The 20,334-nt window shown below is 30.0% G+C and carries 19 protein-coding genes and 3 pseudogenes; 2 read left to right on the forward strand and 20 right to left on the reverse strand.

Annotated features, from left to right (window positions below):
* Window positions 1–77 precede the first annotated feature (77 nt).
* The 11 genes and pseudogenes from HMPREF9131_RS03075 to HMPREF9131_RS03115 all read right to left on the reverse strand — a co-directional run bounded on the left by HMPREF9131_RS03075 (window position 78) and on the right by HMPREF9131_RS03115 (window position 12,342).
* Complete coding sequence (locus HMPREF9131_RS03075) at window positions 78–905, reverse strand: exodeoxyribonuclease III (protein WP_009345316.1); 828 nt, start codon at window positions 903–905, stop codon at window positions 78–80.
* Between the two features lie 134 nt (window positions 906–1,039).
* Complete coding sequence (locus HMPREF9131_RS08600) at window positions 1,040–1,648, reverse strand: ABC transporter permease (RefSeq protein ID WP_009345324.1); 609 nt, start codon at window positions 1,646–1,648, stop codon at window positions 1,040–1,042.
* 64 nt (window positions 1,649–1,712) lie between these two features.
* Window positions 1,713–5,066, reverse strand: coding sequence for an FtsX-like permease family protein (locus HMPREF9131_RS03080; RefSeq protein WP_009345322.1), 3,354 nt, complete (start codon window positions 5,064–5,066; stop codon window positions 1,713–1,715).
* A gap of 7 nt (window positions 5,067–5,073) precedes the next feature.
* Window positions 5,074–5,775, reverse strand: coding sequence for an ABC transporter ATP-binding protein (locus tag HMPREF9131_RS03085; protein ID WP_009345323.1), 702 nt, complete (start codon window positions 5,773–5,775; stop codon window positions 5,074–5,076).
* Between the two features lie 171 nt (window positions 5,776–5,946).
* Window positions 5,947–6,408, reverse strand: a complete 462-nt coding sequence (gene smpB, locus HMPREF9131_RS03090; RefSeq protein ID WP_009345329.1) for an SsrA-binding protein SmpB — start codon at window positions 6,406–6,408, stop codon at window positions 5,947–5,949.
* The gene (rnr, locus tag HMPREF9131_RS03095) at window positions 6,389–7,873 is read right to left on the reverse strand and encodes a ribonuclease R (RefSeq protein WP_232202578.1); all 1,485 of its coding nucleotides are present in this window, start codon (window positions 7,871–7,873) and stop codon (window positions 6,389–6,391) included. The genes smpB and rnr overlap by 20 nt, the downstream gene beginning before the upstream one ends.
* Complete coding sequence (locus HMPREF9131_RS08605) at window positions 7,800–8,504, reverse strand: ribonuclease B OB domain protein (RefSeq protein WP_009345318.1); 705 nt, start codon at window positions 8,502–8,504, stop codon at window positions 7,800–7,802. The genes rnr and HMPREF9131_RS08605 overlap by 74 nt, the downstream gene beginning before the upstream one ends.
* Window positions 8,501–9,673 carry a D-alanine--D-alanine ligase family protein gene (locus tag HMPREF9131_RS03100; protein WP_004824416.1) on the reverse strand — a complete coding sequence of 391 codons (1,173 nt, stop codon included), beginning with the start codon at window positions 9,671–9,673 and terminating at the stop codon, window positions 8,501–8,503. The genes HMPREF9131_RS08605 and HMPREF9131_RS03100 overlap by 4 nt, the downstream gene beginning before the upstream one ends.
* A 4-nt stretch (window positions 9,674–9,677) precedes the next feature.
* Window positions 9,678–11,210: pseudogene (gene murF, locus HMPREF9131_RS08940) on the reverse strand (UDP-N-acetylmuramoyl-tripeptide--D-alanyl-D-alanine ligase).
* Window positions 11,211–11,213: 3 nt separating this feature from the next.
* Window positions 11,214–11,987, reverse strand: a complete 774-nt coding sequence (locus tag HMPREF9131_RS03110; RefSeq protein WP_009345337.1) for an alpha/beta fold hydrolase — start codon at window positions 11,985–11,987, stop codon at window positions 11,214–11,216.
* Entirely contained in the window at window positions 11,980–12,342 is a 363-nt protein-coding gene (locus tag HMPREF9131_RS03115; protein ID WP_009345317.1) for a hypothetical protein, read from the reverse strand. Before HMPREF9131_RS03115 ends, HMPREF9131_RS03110 begins: the two co-directional genes overlap by 8 nt.
* A 147-nt stretch (window positions 12,343–12,489) precedes the next feature.
* Here HMPREF9131_RS03115 and HMPREF9131_RS03120 point away from each other — a divergent pair, with 147 nt between their 5' ends.
* Window positions 12,490–12,732 (forward strand): glutaredoxin, encoded by a 243-nt coding sequence (locus tag HMPREF9131_RS03120; protein ID WP_009345301.1) that lies wholly within the window; start codon window positions 12,490–12,492, stop codon window positions 12,730–12,732.
* Window positions 12,733–12,764: 32 nt separating this feature from the next.
* On the opposite strand, the gene mgtE is transcribed toward HMPREF9131_RS03120, so the two are convergent.
* The 9 genes and pseudogenes from mgtE to HMPREF9131_RS03165 form a co-directional block, all read right to left on the reverse strand.
* Window positions 12,765–13,739: a magnesium transporter gene (gene mgtE, locus HMPREF9131_RS03125; RefSeq protein WP_232202579.1), complete on the reverse strand. Its 975-nt coding sequence runs from the start codon at window positions 13,737–13,739 to the stop codon at window positions 12,765–12,767.
* 7 nt (window positions 13,740–13,746) lie between these two features.
* Window positions 13,747–14,124 (reverse strand): magnesium transporter MgtE N-terminal domain-containing protein, encoded by a 378-nt coding sequence (locus HMPREF9131_RS08625; protein WP_009345308.1) that lies wholly within the window; start codon window positions 14,122–14,124, stop codon window positions 13,747–13,749.
* Window positions 14,125–14,134: 10 nt separating this feature from the next.
* Complete coding sequence (locus HMPREF9131_RS03135) at window positions 14,135–14,662, reverse strand: NYN domain-containing protein (RefSeq protein WP_004824412.1); 528 nt, start codon at window positions 14,660–14,662, stop codon at window positions 14,135–14,137.
* On the reverse strand, window positions 14,662–15,366 hold the full coding sequence (gene rlmB / locus HMPREF9131_RS03140) for a 23S rRNA (guanosine(2251)-2'-O)-methyltransferase RlmB (RefSeq protein WP_004824439.1): 705 nt from the start codon (window positions 15,364–15,366) through the stop codon (window positions 14,662–14,664). The genes HMPREF9131_RS03135 and rlmB overlap by 1 nt, the downstream gene beginning before the upstream one ends.
* A pseudogene (gene thyX / locus HMPREF9131_RS03145) lies at window positions 15,363–16,129 on the reverse strand (FAD-dependent thymidylate synthase). Before thyX ends, rlmB begins: the two are co-directional and overlap by 4 nt.
* Window positions 16,126–16,539 carry a Mini-ribonuclease 3 gene (locus HMPREF9131_RS03150; RefSeq protein ID WP_009345320.1) on the reverse strand — a complete coding sequence of 138 codons (414 nt, stop codon included), beginning with the start codon at window positions 16,537–16,539 and terminating at the stop codon, window positions 16,126–16,128. The pseudogene thyX and the gene HMPREF9131_RS03150 overlap by 4 nt, the downstream one beginning before the upstream one ends.
* Window positions 16,524–17,928 (reverse strand): annotated as a pseudogene (gene cysS / locus HMPREF9131_RS03155) (cysteine--tRNA ligase). Before cysS ends, HMPREF9131_RS03150 begins: the two are co-directional and overlap by 16 nt.
* Before the next feature lie 29 nt (window positions 17,929–17,957).
* Window positions 17,958–18,461 carry an NUDIX domain-containing protein gene (locus HMPREF9131_RS03160; protein WP_009345333.1) on the reverse strand — a complete coding sequence of 168 codons (504 nt, stop codon included), beginning with the start codon at window positions 18,459–18,461 and terminating at the stop codon, window positions 17,958–17,960.
* A gap of 80 nt (window positions 18,462–18,541) precedes the next feature.
* Entirely contained in the window at window positions 18,542–19,066 is a 525-nt protein-coding gene (locus tag HMPREF9131_RS03165) for a GNAT family N-acetyltransferase (RefSeq protein WP_009345313.1), read from the reverse strand.
* A 126-nt stretch (window positions 19,067–19,192) separates the two neighbouring features.
* Here HMPREF9131_RS03165 and HMPREF9131_RS03170 point away from each other — a divergent pair, with 126 nt between their 5' ends.
* A complete protein-coding gene (locus HMPREF9131_RS03170; protein ID WP_004824449.1) occupies window positions 19,193–20,155 on the forward strand; it encodes an L-lactate dehydrogenase in 963 nt (320 codons plus the stop codon).
* The last annotated feature ends 179 nt before the right edge of the window (window positions 20,156–20,334 follow it).

Below are 20,334 nucleotides of genomic sequence, written 5' to 3' on the forward strand. Positions count from 1 at the left end.
TAAAAAAACAAATATTTTTATTTTTAATTGTTAAAGGACAGTCTAAGGACAGTCCCCTTCGTGCAAAAACCATATTTTTATAAATCAATTTCCAAAATTATCGGTGTATGGTCCTGCCTTTGTCCGGAATCCATCATATGGGATTTTTTCACCTTATCTTTTATCCTCTGACTTACAAGAAAATAATCAATTCTCCAACCAGAATTATTAATTTTAGAAGTCTTTATCCTTTGAGCCCACCAAGTATATTTACCTTCAACATCCCCATTAATCAGTCTAAAAGTATCAACAAATCCTCCATCTAAAAGATTAGTAAATCCCATCCTTTCTTCATCTGTAAAACCAGCAGAAAAATGATTGTTGTTAGGATTAGCAAGATCTATTTCCTTATGAGCTACGTTGAAATCTCCGCACAAAACTAATGGTTTATTTTTATCAAGCTCTTGACAATATTCTAAATATTTTTTATCCCAAACTTGCCTATCAGAAAGTCTTTTTAAACCATCTCCAGCGTTTGGAGTGTAAACTGTTGAGAAATAAAAATCTTTAAACTCTAAAGTAAGGATCCTTCCCTCCATATCCATTGAGCCTGGGGCTCCAATTTCAGGATAAGTAGCTTTACATTCCAAATCTTTTTTATAAAAAATCATAGTTCCCGCATAAGATTTTCTTGCTTCTTCTTTGGAAGTTACATAAACATATGAATAATCTTGAAATTCCTTTTCCAAAATTTCCTTGTGCTTTTTTGACAATCCTGTAGGTGGCAGTTTAGTTTCCTGAACAGCAAATAAATCAGGATCTTCATCTCTAATAGAAGAAAGAACAGCCCTTGTTAAAATTGCCCTATTTGATGAACTCGTCAAAGCGGCATTTAATGAATCTATGTTCCATGAAATAAATTTCAATATAAAAACTCCTTTACTAAATTTATATACGTATTTATTATAACTAATATTAATAAAAAATTAAAAGTTTTAAACTCTTAGAATAGTAATACCCATAAAGTTATTAAGAACTCAAAACTTTATGGGTATTATTTTTATTCATTAGACTTTAATGATTCTACCATATCTATTTTTTTGATTTTGAAGTGGAAGATTATCATTATAAATATTGTTATAAATAAAGTTATAAGGCTTGCATAAATGTAGGAAACTACAACTAAATGTTCAGACAACATTACATAGTAAGGAACTACAATTTGCAGGATAAAATAATGAAGAAGTTTACCAACAATTAATCCAATAACTATTCCCAAAAAGGTTAAAATAAAAGTTTCCCTATAAACATATGCTGTAGTTTCTTTTGCATAGAAACCTAAAACTTTTATTGTGGCTATTTCTCTTCGCCTTTCTTCAATATTTATATTAGTTAGATTGTATAAAACAACTATAGCTAGAAGTGAGGACATTATTACAATAATTCCTTCAACTTTTTCTATTGAATATAGGAATTGATTCAAGGCTTTTCTGAATATATCTGCTCCCACAACTGAAGTGACGACTTTATAATTTATGACTTTGTTTTTTAAATTTTTCATTTCTTTGTCATTTAAATTTTTAATAAAGTCAGTATTTGTCGTAAATTTTTCGCCCTTAATTTTTTCATAATAATCCTTATTCATAAAAATATAATGAGTGATATACATTTCACATATATCTTTTACTTCTACTTCAAATTCGTTATCATAGGCATCTCTTATTTTTAGAATATCACCATTTTTTTATATGCAAGAGTTTAGATAGTTTTTGAGAAATTACCGCTCCTCTTCCGTCTAGATTTATTGCCTTTCTTGTTTTAGGATTTCTGATAGAGAAGAATTTAGAAAATTCATCAATATCAGAGGGAACTATAAGATTAAGGCTTTGGTCCATTTTAGGATACTCCACTGTAAATTGTTCTTGGTAAAACTTTCCCCTATCTAGGGAAGAATTATTTATAAATTCCTTATAGTTTTTAAAATCATCCTCATCAATATCCCTATCATAAGAAATTGCTAAATCATATTTAATTATTTGTGAAAATTGTAAATCTTCTATATCTTCTACTGAGCCTTTGATTCCAAAACCCAAGACCAATAAGGCAGTGCATCCCATTATGCCAATTACAGTCATAAACATTCTTTTCTTTGAGCGGAAAAGATTTCTTGCTGTAACCTTAAATAAAAAACTCATTCTCTTCCAAATAAAGGGAAATCTTTCCAATAAAATTCTGTTTCCTATCTTTGGAGGTTTTTGTCTTAATAGACTTGCGGTATTTTCACGAAGAGAATTGTTAGCTGTAAAAATTGCAGCTAAGGCTGTAAAAATAAAACCAACAATTATGGCAAATAATATTTTTAAAGGATAAGGACTAATAATTAGATTGCCTTCAAAAATACTATCAGTAGAATAAGCATTTCCAATAACATAGGTTAATATATAAGATCCTGAAATTGCACCGATCGATCCTCCAATTATTGAAGCCAACGCCCCATATATAAAATATTTTTCGGAAATTTCTTTATCTGTGTAACCAAGTGCCTTATAAGTTCCAATTATTGTTCTCTCTTCTTCCACCATTCTAGTCATAGTTGTAAATGAAACCAAAAGTGCAATAGCAAAGAAAAATATTGGAAATATTAAAGAGAGTCCATCAATTCTTTTTGAAAAATCTATATAGGTATTTACATCTACAATCTGATATCTAGGGCTTATAGAATATCTCGGTTCTTTTATAATATTTAAATATCTCTTACCCTTATCTATATCATTTTCAGCTTTAGATATTTTTTCTTCAGCATCTTTTGATTTGTCATTAAATTCGCTTTGTCCCTTTGCTAAATCTTTTTTTCCTTTATATAATTTATATTTGACATCATTTAATTTATTTTGTCCAACTTGTATCTCTTTATCGAAAGTTTTTTGACCTTCAGCAAATGCCTTTTGACCTTCATCATACTCCTTTTTACCAGATTCGTATTTAGCTTTACCTTCTACATATTTATTATAATTTTCATCATATTTTTTTAGACCTTCATCGTAATCTTTTTCACCTTTTTTAAGCTTACTTTCTCCTTCGTCTAAATCTTTTTTAGCTTTTATAAGCTCTTCTTTGCCAACTTGTATTTTTTTTCTATTATCTTTTATTTTTTCTTCATTTTTGGCATATTCAGCCTCTCCAGCCTCGGCTTCGCTTATACCTTCTTGGAGCTGTTTTTCTCCTTCTTCAAGCTGGGTCTTTGAACTGTCAAGCTTAGCTTTAGCTTCAATTAAAGTCTTTTCACCTGTTTGAATCTTAGCGACTCCATCCTTAGCTTGAGATAATTTTTCCTTTATAGAATTAATATCGCCAATATTTCCTATTCCTGGAAGGATTTTATCAAGTTCTGCAAAGTTCTTGTCAATTTCTTCCTTTGTTTTTTTAAGGGTTTGGAGTTTAAGATTTTCTTTTGCTAAATCTGCATTTATCTGATTTTTTTGATTTTTTAAAGATTCTAATTTATTGGAAAGCTCTTGCTTTTTTTGAGCATCATTTTCGTCTGCAATCTCTTTATTTAATGATTCAATATCAGCTTCAATTTTATTTTTTTGATTTTGATAGTTTTCTATATTTTTTTGAGATTGAGAAATTTGTTCATCAATGCCTTTACTTTGATCTATCAAGGGAGATAATCTGTCTAGGGCTGATGACATTGTAATAATTAGGCTTTGAGCTTGGTCATAATTTACATTTGATATGCCCATTTTGTTGAAAGTTTCAACAATCTTTCCCTTTGACTCTTCAAGCTTTCTTTTCCCTTCAGTATATTCTTGTAGGCCTTGTTCGTATTTTATTCTACCTTCTTGAAGTTTTATTTTTGATTCTTCAATTTTTTTCCAACCATCATCAAGTTTTTTTCTGCCATCTGCAAGCTGTTTTTCACCTTCACTTAAAGCCTCTTCTCCCGCCTTAAGCTGACCTTTGCCGTTTTCATATTTTCTGTAGCCATCTTGTAATTTTTCTCTATTTTCATCAATTTGGCTTTTGGCATCGTTAAGGTCTTTCTTTCCATTATCAAGTTTTTTCTTGCCTTCTTTTAAGTCTTTATCAGCTTTATTTAAATCGCCTTTTGCCTTAGATAATTTATATTTTGAATCTGTTAACTTGTCTTGTCCTTCTTTTTTTTGACTTTGAAATTCTTTTAGACCTTTTTCATATTGGTCTTGACCTTTTTTTAAATCATTCCTGCCTCTTTCAAGTTTATCCTTGGCGTTTATAAGCTGCATTCTGGCATCGGCTATTTTACCTTCGCCGTTTTTTATATCATCAGAAATATTGCCCTTTATTTTTTCTAATCTGTTGGAGGGTCTATATCTCATATCAATTTTTAAACTTTGAAATTTAGAAGATATTAAATTCTTATATTCTTTATCTGAAGTATCATATTTTTTTGAATCTTTATAAATAAGTCTAGCAATTGTTGGTTTATCATTAAATTCACCAGCATCAATATAAGCAAAACCTTGAATTTCTCCAAGACCTCTTTGAGAATATCCTCTGGTCCTGTTCATTATATAATCAAGACTATTACAAAAGCCTGAAACCTCATAGCTATAATTTTTAAGCTTGCTTTGCCCTTCATTTTCATCCATCTTGTTAACTTCTGTTGCAAAAGAAATTTTATCTCCAATTTTATATGAGAGTTCCTTTAATCTTTTGTCTAAAAGAATTTGACCTTTTCTTGGAGGCTTTCCTTCAATAATATTAGGCATATTTATCTTTAAGGGCATATTCATAACTTTAATGACTTCCGTACGTCCCTTTATAGATAAATCAATATCATAAGCATATTCAAGTTCATCAAGGCCATCTTGATTTTCAATAATTTTCATATCTTCATCTTCTAAGCCTGATGGTGCACTAACATATATATCTTGATAATTAGATTTATTTATGGCTTTATCTAGCGTCTTTCTCATTATAGGGCCTGTACAAATAAGTCCTATTAAAACAAAAACTCCCAGACCCACTATCAAAAGTATTGAAATAAACCTTGAAAAAGTGTTTTTAATTTCTTTAAAATTATCTTTTTTACTTGCTTTCAAAAGATCACTACCATTCTATTTGGCTAATTTTTTTCGGCTCTTTATTTATTGAAATATTTTTCACCTTTGCATCTGTTATCTCAATAACCCTATCTGCACAAGGAGCAATAGCACTGTTGTGAGTTATAACAACAACAGTAGTATCAGTGTTTCTTGTTAAATCCTGAAGAAGAGTCAAAATTTGTTTACCAGTCTTATAATCAAGAGCACCGGTCGGCTCATCACATAATAAAAGTTTGGGATTTTTTGAAATTGCTCTAGCTATAGAAACCCTTTGTTGCTCACCACCTGATAATTGTGATGGGAAATTATTTATCCTATTCTCAAGACCAACAGATTTTAAAACTTCAAGAGGATTCTTTGCATTTTTAACTATTTGAGTAGCTAATTCAACATTTTCAAGTGCAGTTAAATTAGGTATCAAATTATAAAATTGAAAAACAAATGCCATCACATTTCTTCTATATGTAGTTAATTCTCTATCTGTATATTTTGAAATTTCTTTTCCGTCTACTATAATTTCCCCATCAGTAGGCTTATCCATTCCCCCTAAAATATTAAGAAAAGTCGACTTACCTGCACCAGAGGGGCCTAAGATAATAGCAAACTCATTTTTTTCTATCTGAAAAGTCAAAGAGTCATTGGCAACAATGGAAGTTTCTCCAGCTTTGTAAACCTTTGACATATTAATAACTTCAATAAAAGCCATATTATCACCCTAATTTAATTATAACACAGAATTTTATAAAAAATTAAACTGATAGTCTAACAGACAAAAGGAAAATATTGACTATCCATACACTTAAAAATCTAATTTTATACATTAAAAAAGAGACTTGATGATTCAAATCTCATAATTTTCAAAAAATTTATATTTAGATTAATAATCTATTTTTTCTCTCAATCTTTTCTGAACTTCTTTTTTTGCCATGTCCGCTCTTTTATCGTATAGTTTTTTACCTTTAGCTGTTGCTATTTCTGCTTTGACTCTTCCTTTACTTAGATATAGACGCAAGGGTATTATAGAATAACCTTGAAGGTTCTTTATTTTTTCAAGCTTTCTTATCTCTGTCTTGTGAAGAAGTAATTTTCTTGTTCTTAATGGGTCAACATTATAAATATTTCCTTCTTCATAGGGAGCGACATGCATATTATAAATAAACATTTCTCCATTTTTTATCTGACAAAAAGCATCTTTTATATTAGCTGAACCATTTCTTATTGATTTAACTTCTGTACCTTTAAGTTCTATGCCTGCTTCATAAATATCTTCTATGAAATATTCATGCCTTGCTTTTTTATTTTGACTTAAATTATTTGCATCAGCCTTCTTCTTTTTCATTATCATCACTTTCTAATTCAAAATCTATCTTGCCTAAAGTTAAATTTACATTTACCACTTTAATTGTAACTAAATCACCAATTCCAAAAGAATTTTTTGTATCAACATCTACCGCCCTATAATTTACGGGGTCAAATTCATAAAATCCTTTCATGGTTTTGTAAGAAACTAATCCTTCAATTAAATTTTCTAATTCTACAAAAATTCCAAAATTTGTTATTCCAGAAATAATTCCATTATATTTATTGCCGATTCTATCAGACATATATTCCGCCATTTTGATAGATTCAACTTGTCTTTCAGCTTCTTGTGCAACTCTTTCTGTCGCTGAAATATGCTCACTTATTCCTTGCAACTCATCTTTTAATTTCTTGACTTTATTCTTTGACAAATCCCCTCTCAAAAAATCTTTTATTATTCTATGAACAGTCAAATCTGCATATCTTCTGATTGGAGAGGTGAAATGAGTATAATATTGAAAACAAAGACCAAAGTGAATATCATTTTTGGGTGAGTATCTTGCCTTTGCCATAGCTCTTAACGCCATAGTTGAGATAAATAATTCTTCTTTTTTACCCTGAACTTTTTTTAGAAGTTTTTGTATATCTCTTGATTTTATTTCACTTCCAAAATTTGCCATGTAGCCTAAGGGTCTAAGATAGGAATTTAATTCTTGGATTTTTTCTTCTCTTGGTTTTTCGTGAATTCTATATAAGAATGGGATTTCAAACTTAAAAAAATATTCTGCAACAGTTGTATTTGCAAGAAGCATAAAATCTTCTATTAATTTGTTGGCAGATCTTCTCTCTCTTCTTAAAATTTCTGTAGGCCATCCGTCTTCTGTTACCTTAATTAAAGCCTCTGGAACTTCAAAATCTATGGAGCCCATTTCTCTTCTTTTCTCCTGCAAAATTTTGGAAAGCTCATACATATTTTTTAATGTTTCCTCAAGTCCAATCAGAGAATCATCTGATACTCCATCCTCTAAATAATCTGAAACATAATCATAAACAAGTCTTTTTTTAGAATTAATTACTGACTCGCATATTTTTTTATTAATAACTTGACCTTTTTTATCCACTTCCATTATGCAAGATAGGGTCAACCTATCTACTCCTTCATTTAATGAACATATTCCATTTGAAAGTTCAAAGGGTAGCATAGGAATTACTTTATTTAAAAGGTAAACTGAATTTCCCCTTAAAAATGCTTCTTCATCTATGGGACTATCTTCTTTTACATAGTGAGCCACATCTGCAATATGAACACCTAAAAGATAATTTCCATTTTCTAATATTTCAAGACTTACTGCATCATCAAAATCTTTCGAATCTGCTCCATCAATTGTGAAAATTAATTTATCTCTTAGATCTAGTCTAGATTTAATTTCCTCAGCTTGTACTGAAGTTTCCAGTGATTTTGCTTCTCTTTTTACTGTTTTTTGAAAATTCCATAGGAATATCAAGTGATTTTGCCACAGATAAAATATCTACATGTGGTTCATCAGGATAACCTAAAATTTCAAGGACTCTTCCTTCTGGTTTTTTGCCAGGGCTTGGCCATTTGTCTATTTTTACTAAAACTTTTTGACCATTTTTTGCTCCATTCATACGTTTTTTAGGAATATATATGTCGGTAGCAAATTTTGCATCATCTGCAACTACAAAACCAAAATTTTTTGTAGCTTGAAAAATTCCAACAACTTTTTGATTAACTCTTTCGACTATAAAAACTACTTTACCTTCTGGTTTTGAACCTGAAGAATCCTTATATTTTTTTACAATTACATCATCGCCATTTAAGGCAAAATTTAAATTTTCTTCAGAAATATAAATATCTTCGTCCAGATTTTCAGTAATTAAAAATCCAAAACCCTTTTTAGAAGTTTGGATTTTCCCAAAGAAATAGGTCTTGTTGTCTACAAATATCAGCTTAGCTTTTTTGTCTTCAAAGACCAAGCCTTGTCTTTGAAGGTTTTCCAACAAAAAATAAAAATTTTCCCTATCTCTTTTTTTTATATTAAAAACTTTTGCCAAATCTTCTTTTGTCTGAGGTTTTGAATTTTTAATTACTTCTAAAATCTTTTCTTTAATCATTTAATTTTTGCTCCATAACTTGTCTTGTTAAAGAGATTTGAATCATAAGAGTACACATTTTCTTCTTTTTCTTTAAATCGTTTAATAGCAATTTCTAAGAGTTTTGTAAGTAAATCTTTAAAAGATAATCCTTCTACTTCAAATAAATAAAATGCAATAGAACCCGGCAAAGTATTTATTTCATTTACATAAACTTCATCATTTTTTAGCAAAAAGTCTATTCTTGAAACTCCTGTTGCATCAATTGCCTTAAATGATTCTTTAGCCAATTGGCAGATTTTATTATGCACTTCTTTTGACAAATCTGCAGGAAGTTTTTTCTTTTGATTTTCTTGTGAAGCCATCTTTGTTTTTGATGAACCCACATATTTATCACCATAGGTTAAAATATCTTCTGCTGTAATAGGTTCTTCACAAGCTGAAACTTTTAAATCATCTTGGTCACCCAAAACAGCAACATTTATTTCTCTATGGTCTGTAAGGCACTTTTCAACTATTATTTTCTTATCATAATTTGATGCCACTTCTAAAGCCTTAGTAAGTTCAAGAGTATCTTTAACTTTTGAAATGCCAATAGAAGAACCAAGATTAGCTGGTTTTACAATTAATGGATACCCTAATTTTTCACATTTTTTTAGAACACTTTGTAAATCTTTAAGCTCACTTCTGTAAAAATAAGTATAATCAACTACAGGAATATTATTTGCTTTAAATATATCCTTCATAATAACTTTATCCATACCACAGGCTCCTGCCAAAACTCCACAGCCTACATAAGGTATATTCATATATTCAAAAAGCCCTTGGATAGCTCCATCTTCGCCAAAAGTTCCGTGAAGGGCTGGAAATATTGCATCAATTCTTGCATAAATATAATTTTCTGTATGGGTTTTTTTAAATATTCCGCCCACTACCTTTGTAGAATATAAAAACCTATCTCCTTTTTGAGGAATTATAAAAACTTCAGTAGCTTCTCTATATTTTCCTTCTTTATAGGTCTTGAAATCTTTTAACATTTCACCGCTATAAAATCTACCTTCCTTAGATATATATATTGGAATCGGGTTGAATTGTTCCTTATCTAAATTTTCAATAACTTGAAGACCTGTGATAACTGAAACTTCATGTTCCACAGATATTCCTCCAAAAACTACAGCCACATTAAACATAAAATCACTCCTCGTTATAATTATCAGGCAAGTCATTTTCAAATAAAACTACATCGCCAGCTTTGGCGATTTCTACTAATTTACTTGTGCCATCATTAAGACTTTTTACTGTAAATATCCTATCTTCGTTAAAATTATTATCTATCAAAGCTCTTTTTATCGGAGCAGAAATTTTTTGTCCGACAAGAATTACATAATCGCAGACTTTTGCAATTTCTATACCAATTTTATAATTTTCCTCTTCTTCAATTGCTCCAAGTTCTACCATTCCAGGTGTAATAATTATTTTTTTACCTTCTTTAAATTCATCTATAACACTAAGAGCGGCACGAAAACCTACAGGATTGGAATTAAAGGCATCATCAATTACTACATATCCAGCAGGTGATGGCACAATATTTAGTCTGTGTTCCACAGCCTTAACTTTCTCTATGCCATTTTTTATTTGTTCTAGATTAAAACCTAAAACATAAGCTGCACTTGCTCCTGCAAGCAAATTAGAAATATTATGAATTCCTAAAAGAACTGATGAACATGAAATTTCTCCTAATCCCTTTATGCCAAGAGTAAAAGTTGAACCTTTCTCATTAACCCTTATATCTTTTGCATAGACATCAAGTTTTTCTATATCCTTAATTCCGTAACGATAAGTTTTTTTCTTTGTCTTATCAGCTAATGGTTTGACATAATCATTATCATAATTAAAAATGGCAATCCCATCTTCAGGTAAATCTTCAATTAATTCATACTTGGTATTTTGAATATTTTCTATAGTTTTAAATAGGTGCATATGAGTTGGCCCTACAGCAGTAATAATTCCAATATCAGGAGAAACAAGCTTTGCAACTTCATCAATTTCACCCTTTTTGTTTTGCCCCTAATTCAGCAATAAAAACTTCATGATTTTTATCTAATTCATTATTTATTACCTTAGAAAGTCCCATGGGTGTATTAAATGATGATGGAGTATTTTTAGTCCTATATTTTTCTTTTAAAATTGTATCACTGATAAATTTAACTGATGTTTTGCCAAAAGAACCTGTGATTCCTAAAACTTTCAGTCCACTTTCTTTTTTAGGGTCTTTATTTTTTCTTGAGCTTGAAGATAAAAACCAAGATTAATTTTTTCTTCCTTGGGTTTTCTTATAGCATTTGAAATCAGTAACAAAACATATTGGAAATAATAAATCAATAGTGAAAAAATTATTAGTCCTATAAGGCTTAAATAAGATTTTGTATTTTCATATATTATATCAGTAATTATTGCCCCTATAAGAAAGCATATGACATTTACAAGTTTGTGAGTCTTTAAAAGTCTTTTTGCCCTGTCAGTCCATACCAAAGGAGTTTTTGACTTATAATTTTTGCTGTAGAAAAATTTACTAACATGGTCTTTATTTTCCCTTATCCAATTTTTGTATTCCTTATTATCATAACCTTCAAGTTGCAACATGTGAATTGGATAATTGCTCCTGTAATAAGAAAAATATAAGCCAATACATATAATTATAAATTCACACAAATAAAATATTATCATTTCCTATTCTCCTAAAAATGAATTAATTACAGCCCTAAAAGTTCCAAAATCATCAATATATGAAAAATGACCACCATTTAAAACCACAAGGCCAGAGTTTTCTATTCCTTTTTCAAAAATTTTTCCCATATAAAGAGGTGTGGCATCGTCCTTATCTCCCCAAAGTAAAAGAGTTTGGGCTTTTATTGCAGATAGCTCTTTTAAAGTCGATTCATTCACCACTTTTACAAAAACTTTTCTCATAATACCTTGGGAATTTTGATAATCATCAGAGCCGTGATTTTTATAAAATTTTTCCAAAGCATTTTTGTCATTTTTATGGGTCAATAAATATAATTTTTTTAAAGTTTTAAAAGTATATACCTTAACATAATATGAAAGTTTTCTTTTAGGGATAATTCCTGAGGCATCAATTAAGATGAGTTTTTCCACTAAATCTTTATCTCTTGAACCTAAAATCGTTAAAGTTTTGCCCCCAAAAGAATGACCTATGAAACTTGCCTTTTTGATATCAAATTGCCTACAAAATTCTTTCAAAAATTCATAATAATCATAAGTTCCATATACATAATCCGGATTCTCACTATCTCCAAAACCCGGTCCGTCATAAGCATAGACTGTATAAGAAGGTGGTATAGAATTAATTATAGGCATAACAGATTCTATATTTGCTCCCCATCCATGTAGAACAAGGGCAACTTTTTCTCCGCCCTGCCTTTTAATGTAGGCTGTATCAATATTTTTAATTTTTACAAAAGATTTTTTTATATTATTCATCATTATCTTTTTTATTATCCATTATATATAAGCCAGAAGTCCCTGAATCTATAGAGTCTTTTCCTTGACTTTTTATAGAATCTTCTAAAGATTTAATTCTTGCTAGAGAAATATCTATTTTTACAATTTGATTATCTTCATTAAGGGTGGTTTCCAAATTTTTATATAGCTTGTAATGATGTGTTCCCAATTCTTTGTATAAATTGTTTAAATTTTTCTTTTCTTTTATAATCTCTAACTTAATTTTTGCTATATCTCGTATCTCTCTTGTGTTTTGTGAAAATCTTTTTGTTATAATATTTAAATTATTTCTTATTTCATCTAAGTTTGTTTGAAAATTGTCTAAAAAACTCAAAAAATCACCCCTTATCAAAGGCTATTATACCAAAAAATATAAGTAATTAAAATATTTGTGTTTCCATAAAAGTTTTAAGTAAGTCCTTAGATAATACTTTTTTAAAAGTGCTTTTCTTGGGTAATAATTTATTAAGGAGGGATTTTTTTGGAAAACTTAAGATTATTTGTTGGCACTACCTGCCCCTTTTGCAAAAAAGTTGAAGACTACATTGAAAAAAATAACATCAGTGGTGTGGAATTAATTAATATTGATAAGGATAAAGAAGCTCGCAACTACTTAATAGAAAATGGTGGTAAAAAACAAGTTCCTTGTCTATTTATCGGTGAAGAAGCTCTTTACGAATCATTAGATATTATTTCCTACTTAAAGGATAAGTTTAATAAATAAATCATCAAAACCCGGCTAAGTGCCGGGTTATTTTATATTCCAAGTATAATTGATGCTAAGCCAAAATAAATAACTAAAACTACAGAGTCAATAATAGTTGTTATTAAAGCCGATGCCATAATGGCAGGGTCGAGATTAATTCTTTCAGCAAATAATGGAAGAATTGCTCCCATTAATTTTGAAAGAATTACTGTACATAAAATAGTTAAAGAAACTAAAAACGAAATTTTTATATCAGCCTGTGTAAAGATCAATAATCTTAAAAAATTCACTGCTGAAAGCACAACGCCACAAATTACACCAACTCTAAATTCTTTAAATATTACAGCAACTCCATCCCTTAATCCAATTTCTCCAGTAGCTATTGCTCTTATTACTACTGTTGATGATTGAGAACCTGAATTTCCTCCTGTGTCTGTTATCATTGGTATAAATGAGGACAAAATCAAAAACTGACTCAAAATAAAATTATATTTTGTAATTATCCCCGAAGTTAATGTTGCAGAAATCATAAGAATAAGAAGCCATGGTATTCTATTTTTTGCCAGTTGCCATGGAGTTTGGTCTAAATATTCGTCTTCAGATGGATTAATAGCTGCCATCTTGTGAATATCTTCTGTCGCTTCATCTTCAACAATATCCATAACATCATCGAATGTTATAATACCACAAAGTCTATGCTCTCTATCTACAACAGGAATTGCTATATAACCATATCTTGTGAAAGCTTGAGCAACTTCTTCCTTATCATCAGATGTAGAAAAGTAAACCAGATCAGTTTCCATAATATCATTTATCAAAGCATCCTTATCCGCCACCACAAGAGTTCTTAAGGAAACAAATCCTAACAATTGCTTATACTCACTTTCTACATAACAGGTATAAATAATTTCTTTATCTTTTCCAAATTCTTTTATATGATCTAAGGCTTCTGCTACAGTCCAATCTCTTTTTAAAGACACATATTCTATGGTCATTATGGAACCGGCTGAATTTTTATCATACATCAAAAATTTACTTTATTTCTGTTCTTTCTTCTGGAGTTGATTTCTGAAGAACTTTTGTAACAACATTAGCAGGCATTTCTTCCAAGATATCAATCATATCATCAAAATCAAGTTCATCTAGGATTTCTTCAAGCTCGCTGTTATTAATCTTATTTATTATTCTCTTTTGGTCATAGGGTTCCATAAAAGAGAATACTTCAGCACCCTTTTCTTTAGCCAACATTCTGAAACAAATTAAAAGATAAGTATCTTCCATATCTTCAATTATTTCAGCGGTGTCAACTACATTCAAGTCTGCTAGAATATTTTTAAGTTCAGTAAGTCTTTTCTCATCTACCATCTCAACGAATTTTTCTCTATATTCTGCATATTCTTGATAATTCATTTCACATCACCTACTTTAAATTATTTTTTAAATCTTTAAGTTTTTTTATATCATTCTTATCAAAGGAAGATAAATTTTTTTCTTTGAGTTTTTTCTGTAGATTTTTGGTCACTTTTTTTGAGTTTTCAACCTCTGCTAAAAGTTCTCTTGCAGAAATTCTTGTGCCTCCCCTTGAAAGAATAATTTCTTGAATTGTAGCATCAGATGTGGCAACTCTAACATTTCTAAGTCTGCCTATCATATCAAGCTCTCTTTCAATATAATGGTCTGCCCTCTCATTTTCCTTAGTAAAAACAATAACTATACCATCTTTTTTATAAATTTTTCCACCAGAACCCTTAACTAAATAGGCATCAAAGACAAGAATTATCTTTTCTTTAGTAAAATGAGAAAATTCAATCATTTTATCTATAAAACAAATTCTTGAATCTTCAAGATTTATATCCTTTAGTTTAACTAAATCCGGCCAAAAATTTATCATATTATAAGCATCTACAAATAGATAATTTTTATCTTTTTCATACCTAATTCTATACATTACCTTATCACTTCATACATAATTATTCCTGCTGCAACAGAAGCATTTAGAGAATCAAATTCTGATAAATTCGGAATTTTTACCTTAAAATCTGAAGCTTTTATTAAATTATCGCTTATTCCCTTTCCTTCATTTCCTATGATTATGGCAACTTTACCTGAAAAATCTACATCTTTTATATTATCTCCTTCAAGAAGAGCTGCATAAATCCAAAAACCTGCTTTTTTTAATTTTTCTATAGTTTGGCTTAGGTTTGTAACCTGACATATATTTACATTATCAACTGCCCCTTGAGAAGTTTTATAAACAGTATCATTAACTAAGGCTTCCCTATGTTTTGGGATAATTATTCCGTCAAAATTAAAAAATAAGGCACTTCTTGCTATGGCTCCTAAATTGTGGGGATCTTCCATCTTATCTAAAATTAATAGACGAAATTCTTTTTTGTCCTTATTTTCATCCAATAATTCTTGAAAATCTTTGTATTCATAACCGCTCACAAGAGCCACGACTCCCTGATGATTTTTTCCTGGAGCCATTTTGTCTAGCCTATCCTTTGAAAGGCTTGAGATTAGAACTTTTTTTTCTTTTGCCATAGCCTTTATTTTAATGATTGAGCCTTCATGAGAGGCTAAATAAATTTTATCTACTTTATTATTTTTTAAGGCCTCTATAACAGGTCCTCTTCCGTAAATGTAACTCATTTTTCACCTAAATTCTTAAAAAATTCTCTGACTTCTTTTGCTTTTCCACAAGTCATTTTTCCTTCTGGACAAGGTCCATAAACACAACCTGGTCCTGCATTCTTAAACAAAATTGGAGAAATCTCTTTTAACTGTCTAAGCATTTCTGTAGCCATCTGTCTTATTTCCCACTGAGCCCTATTGCAACATCTAAGTGATAAGAAGTGTAAAAGGGTCCTTACATTCATTGTAAAAACAATTTTTGTTTCACAAGCATTAGGGAAAACATATCTGGCATCTTCTATTGATTGTTTTTCAACTTTTTTTCTTGCCTTATCCTTGTCAAGTCCCATCTCTATATATTCTTTTGAATTTTCTTCAATTAAAATTTCCACTAAATCATCATAGGCTTTTTGATCTTCTTCCATAGTCCTGATAAAAATTTCCTTAGCCTTGGGATTTTTTCAATTTGTGGTGGAACTATATACTCAAAATGATTTAATCTTACATATCTTTGAGATTGTTGAGAGTATGAAGCAATTCTGTGCCTTACAAGTTGATGAGTCAAAGTTCTTGATACTCCTTCTACTGCAAAGGTAAAAGATGCATGTTCAAGAGGTGACATATGAGAAAAACCCATAAGCATATTTAAAAATTTATTTGTAGAATCTTCATCTAGTTTTTCTGAAATCTCATCTACACCCACTCTTGAATAACAAAGTTTGGCACTTTTCGCTATAGTTTCTTCAGGAAATTCAGTATGAGCAATTATTTTTACCTTCAATTTATCATCTCCCCAAAAATTTCTACCAGTCTATCAAGCCTATCAAGTAAATATAAATATCCGAAAAGAGCCTCAAGACCCGTCGCTTCCATGTAGTCGCCAAGTGTTTGATTTTTTGCAACAGTATGAGGTTTAGAATTTTTACCCCTATTATACACGCCCAATTCTTCTTCACTCAGGCTTTGCAAAACTTTTTCTATCAATTCTTTTTGACCCTTTGCCTGAACATATTTTATACTTTTAGTATGAAGTTTATGGGCGGGGATATTTCCCTTTAAAACCATAGTTCTCACTAAAAGCTCAAAAACTGCATCTCCCACATAGGCTAGGGCTAGAGAATTTAGCTCTTTTATGGACTTTTCATCACAAATTTTACCAAAAGCTAAAAAGTCTTTTAAAGTCTTTTCCACTCAATACCCTTTCTGGTATCTTTAATTTCTATACCCTTTTCTAACAATTCATCTCTAATCTCATCAGCTCTTTTAAAGTCCTTATTTTTTCGTGCATCTTCTCTTTCTTTGATAAGATTTAAAATTTCTTCATCTAAATCATCACAATTTTTTTCTCTTTCCATGATACCCAAAATTTTAGTCAAAGTTTTTAATAAAGACATTCCTTCTTCCAATAATTTTTTTGCAGAATTTTCATCTAAATTAACATTTATATCTTTAACTAAATCAAATATAGCTGTAATGGCATCTGCGGTATTTAAATCATCTTCCATAGCTTTTTCAAAGCTTTGTCTATGAGTTTGGAATTTTTCTTCTATTTTCTTTTCATCTTCTGTCAAAGCTCTTTCTTTTGAAAGTTCAATGTCTTTTTCAAGTTTATATTTAGCATTATAAAGCCTTTCAAGTGCATTTTTTGTTTGATTCATGACTTCCCTTGAAAAATTAATTGGTGCCCTATAAGAAGTTGTAAGAAGGAAAAATCTAAGTATTTCTAAATCATATTCTTTTGACACTTCTCTAACTGTAAAAAAAGTTTCCCTTTGATTTACTCATCTTTTCGTTATTTACAGTTATCATTCCATTGTGAAGCCAAAATCTTGCAAAAGGTGCATCATTACACGTTTCAGATTGGGCAATTTCATTTTCATGGTGAGGAAATTTTAAATCTTCGCCACCTGTGTGGATATCTATAGTATCTCCTAAAAGTGTTTTTGCCATGACTGAACATTCAATATGCCAACCTGGTCTTCCTTCTCCCCATGGAGCTTTCCAATATGGCTCATTTTCTTTCTTATTTTTCCAAAGAGCAAAGTCATAAGGATTTCTTTTTAAATCTGAAACATCTACACGAGAACCCGCTCTTAAATCTTCAATCTTTTTTCCTGAAAGTTTGCCATATTCCTTGTCATAATTCACATCAAAATAAACATCACCTGATGAAACATAAGCTGCACCCTTGTCTATTAAAGTTTGTATAAAACTAATCATCTGATCTACAACATGAGTAGCACGAGGATTTATTGTTTGGTAATCATAAAGACCAAGGGCACTTGCATCTTTTTTAAACTCTTCTATATATTTTTCAGCTATTTGTTCAGTTGTTTTGTTCTCTTCATTGGCACGGTTAATTATCTTATCATCTATATCTGTAAAGTTAAGCACAAATTTTACATCCAAACCTTTATATAGAAAATATCTTCTAAGAGTGTCAAAAACAACAATAGGTCTTGCATTTCCAACGTGAATATAATTATAGACAGTAGGTCCGCAATTATACATTGTTACTTTTCCACTATTAATTGGATAAAATTCTTCTTTTTTACCAGTCAAAGAATTAAAAAGCTTCATAAATTTCCTCCTATAAAAAAACGCCTCAATTAGAGACGATTATTTTTAATTTTGTCAAAAAAATCTTTGTAATAAGATAAAGAAATAAAAATTTTCTTGTCTATCATTTGGAAAATTTCTTCTTCTGTAGCTAGAGCCACATCCATGACCTCTTCTTTTTGCAAAGTTAAATCTTCTAAATCTATATCTTTTCTAACTAAGAAAATATGAAAAATAAAATTTTTGCCGGTAACTATCCTTTTTAGCCTAATATCTTCAATAGGTATATCTATACCCAGCTCCTCAAAAAATTCTCTTTTCATTCCTTCTTTGCTAGTTTCCCCACTGATGCAGGAACCACCTGCAGAGCAATACCACATACCAGGAAAACTCGATTTTTCTAAAGATCTTCTCTGAATAATAAATTTTTTATCAGACCTATAAATCCAACCTTCAGATATCAAATGATACTGGCCCTTTCTCATGGGCATACCTTTTTTTATTACTTTATGCTTTAATTTTCCCTTCTTATTATAAAGATCCCAATACTCCAAGGTTCATCTCCTCATAATTATTTTACACTATATAGACTTTTAATTAAAGATAATTATTAACAGACCCTCACTTTTTCTTTCTAAGCTTGTAAGATTGAATAAATTTTAAAAGACACATACTGACCCTTTCTAAAAAATAATTCTCTCAAAGTTCCTTCATAAGTCATTAAGCATTTTTCCATAACTTTTTGTGATGCAATATTTCTCACATCAGCCATGGCTTCTATTCTGTGAATATTTTTCTTTTCAAATAAATATTTTATAAATTCTTTGCAAGCTTCAGTCATATAACCCTTGGACCAATAATTTTTATTTAAAGCATATCCAAGCTCTGCACACCTATCTTTTGAATTTGTTTGTCTAATCCTTCCTTCAATAATTCCTATTACTTTTTTATCTTCCTTGTGATATATAGCAAATCTTGGCACTTTTTCATCTTGAACTGAGAAAATTTTTAAAATTTCTTCAGCATCTTTAACACTTTTATAAGAATCCCAAGTCAAAAATTTTGTCACTTGGTCATCTTTTCCATATTCATATAAATCATAAGCATCATCAGGAATTGGCAGTCTTAAAATAAGCCTTTGGCAATAAAGTTTTTCCATATATACACCTCTTATATATAATAAAATTTTATAGTAATATAATGTTTTATAATATTTTATAAAATCCTTTTGACGAAATCAATCAATAAGGGTATAATTATCTCGCAACATTAGGAGGTATAAAAGATGATTAAAAACCCAAATTTTAAAGTAATTTTAGTTGGAGATGGCTCTGTAGGTTCAAGCTTTGCTTTTGCAATGACTTTAAAGGGGCTAGGTAGAGAATTAGGAATTATTGACATCAATAAGAAAAAAACTATTGGCGATGCAATGGATTTAAATCCTGTTTTAACATACAATTCTACAAAACTTATTTATTCAGCCGATTACAGCGACTGTAAGGATGCAGATCTTGTAGTTATTACATCAGGTGCTCCACAAAAACCAGGCGAAACAAGACTTCAATTAGTTGATAAAAACTTAAAAATTATAAAAGATGTTGTAGATAATATTATGAAGTCAGGCTTTGATGGATTATTCTTAGTTGCAGCAAACCCTGTTGATATTTTATCTTATGCTGTTAAAGAATTCAGTGGATTCCCAAGAGAACGTGTTATTTCTTCAGGTACATCCCTTGACTCTGCAAGATTCTGTGATGAAATTTCTAGATTTGTTGGTGTTGATCGTCGTGACATCACAGCATATATTATGGGTGAACACGGAGATTCTTCTTTTCCATGTTGGTCAAACGCAAATATTGCCGGTAAAAAAGCTACTGAATGGATTGCAGAAAAAACTGATGATTTAGAAGCTGCAAAAGAAAAAATTTATACAAATGTTCGTGACGTTGCTTACAGAATCATTGAAAATAAAGGTGCAACTTATTACGGAGTTGCCACTGTTTTAGCTAGAATTTGTAGACATATTATTGAAGATTCTCATTCTATAATAACAGTTGGTGCTTGCCTTGAAGGTGAATACGGCTTAAGTGGAGTTTATATGGGAACACCTTGTGTTATTGGACGTAACGGAATAGAAAAAATAATTGAAGTTGAACTTGATGAAAAAGAAAAAGAACTTATGGAAAAATCTTTTAAGGCTTTAAAAGAAGTTCAAGATAAGGGAATGGCAAAAGTTAGAGAAAACTAATTAAAATTCAAAAATTAATAATTTTAAATTTGGGACTTTCCTATGGGATTGTCCCATTTTTATTATAGATTTTATTTGACTTATTTATATTTTTAATATCAAATTTGTACCAGTATTTTGAAATTAATTTTTTCTAAAACTATTCTCAAAAAAAAGATTATTAACCTAAAAGATTAATA

Origin of the sequence: Peptoniphilus sp. oral taxon 836 str. F0141 (genome assembly GCF_000179335.1) — a bacterium.
In the GTDB taxonomy this organism is placed as follows: Bacteria; Bacillota; Clostridia; order Tissierellales; family Peptoniphilaceae; genus Peptoniphilus_A; species Peptoniphilus_A lacrimalis.

Coding starts and splice junctions, on each gene's coding strand:
- rlmB (WP_004824439.1), bottom strand. CDS start 15,366: ATGAGTTACATTTACGGAAGAGGACCTGTTATAGAGGCCTTAAAAAAT.
- smpB (WP_009345329.1), bottom strand. CDS start 6,408: ATGAAAAAGAAGAAGGCTGATGCAAATAATTTAAGTCAAAATAAAAAA.
- HMPREF9131_RS08625 (WP_009345308.1), bottom strand. CDS start 14,124: ATGAATTATCAAGAATATGCAGAATATAGAGAAAAATTCGTTGAGATG.
- HMPREF9131_RS03085 (WP_009345323.1), bottom strand. CDS start 5,775: ATGGCTTTTATTGAAGTTATTAATATGTCAAAGGTTTACAAAGCTGGA.
- HMPREF9131_RS03135 (WP_004824412.1), bottom strand. CDS start 14,662: ATGTATAGAATTAGGTATGAAAAAGATAAAAATTATCTATTTGTAGAT.
- HMPREF9131_RS08605 (WP_009345318.1), bottom strand. CDS start 8,504: ATGATTAAAGAAAAGATTTTAGAAGTAATTAAAAATTCAAAACCTCAG.
- HMPREF9131_RS08600 (WP_009345324.1), bottom strand. CDS start 1,648: ATGTATATCACTCATTATATTTTTATGAATAAGGATTATTATGAAAAA.
- HMPREF9131_RS03110 (WP_009345337.1), bottom strand. CDS start 11,987: ATGAATAATATAAAAAAATCTTTTGTAAAAATTAAAAATATTGATACA.
- HMPREF9131_RS03165 (WP_009345313.1), bottom strand. CDS start 19,066: ATGGAAAAACTTTATTGCCAAAGGCTTATTTTAAGACTGCCAATTCCT.
- HMPREF9131_RS03100 (WP_004824416.1), bottom strand. CDS start 9,673: ATGTTTAATGTGGCTGTAGTTTTTGGAGGAATATCTGTGGAACATGAA.
- HMPREF9131_RS03170 (WP_004824449.1), top strand. CDS start 19,193: ATGATTAAAAACCCAAATTTTAAAGTAATTTTAGTTGGAGATGGCTCT.
- mgtE (WP_232202579.1), bottom strand. CDS start 13,739: ATGTATGATAAAAATTCAGCCGGTTCCATAATGACCATAGAATATGTG.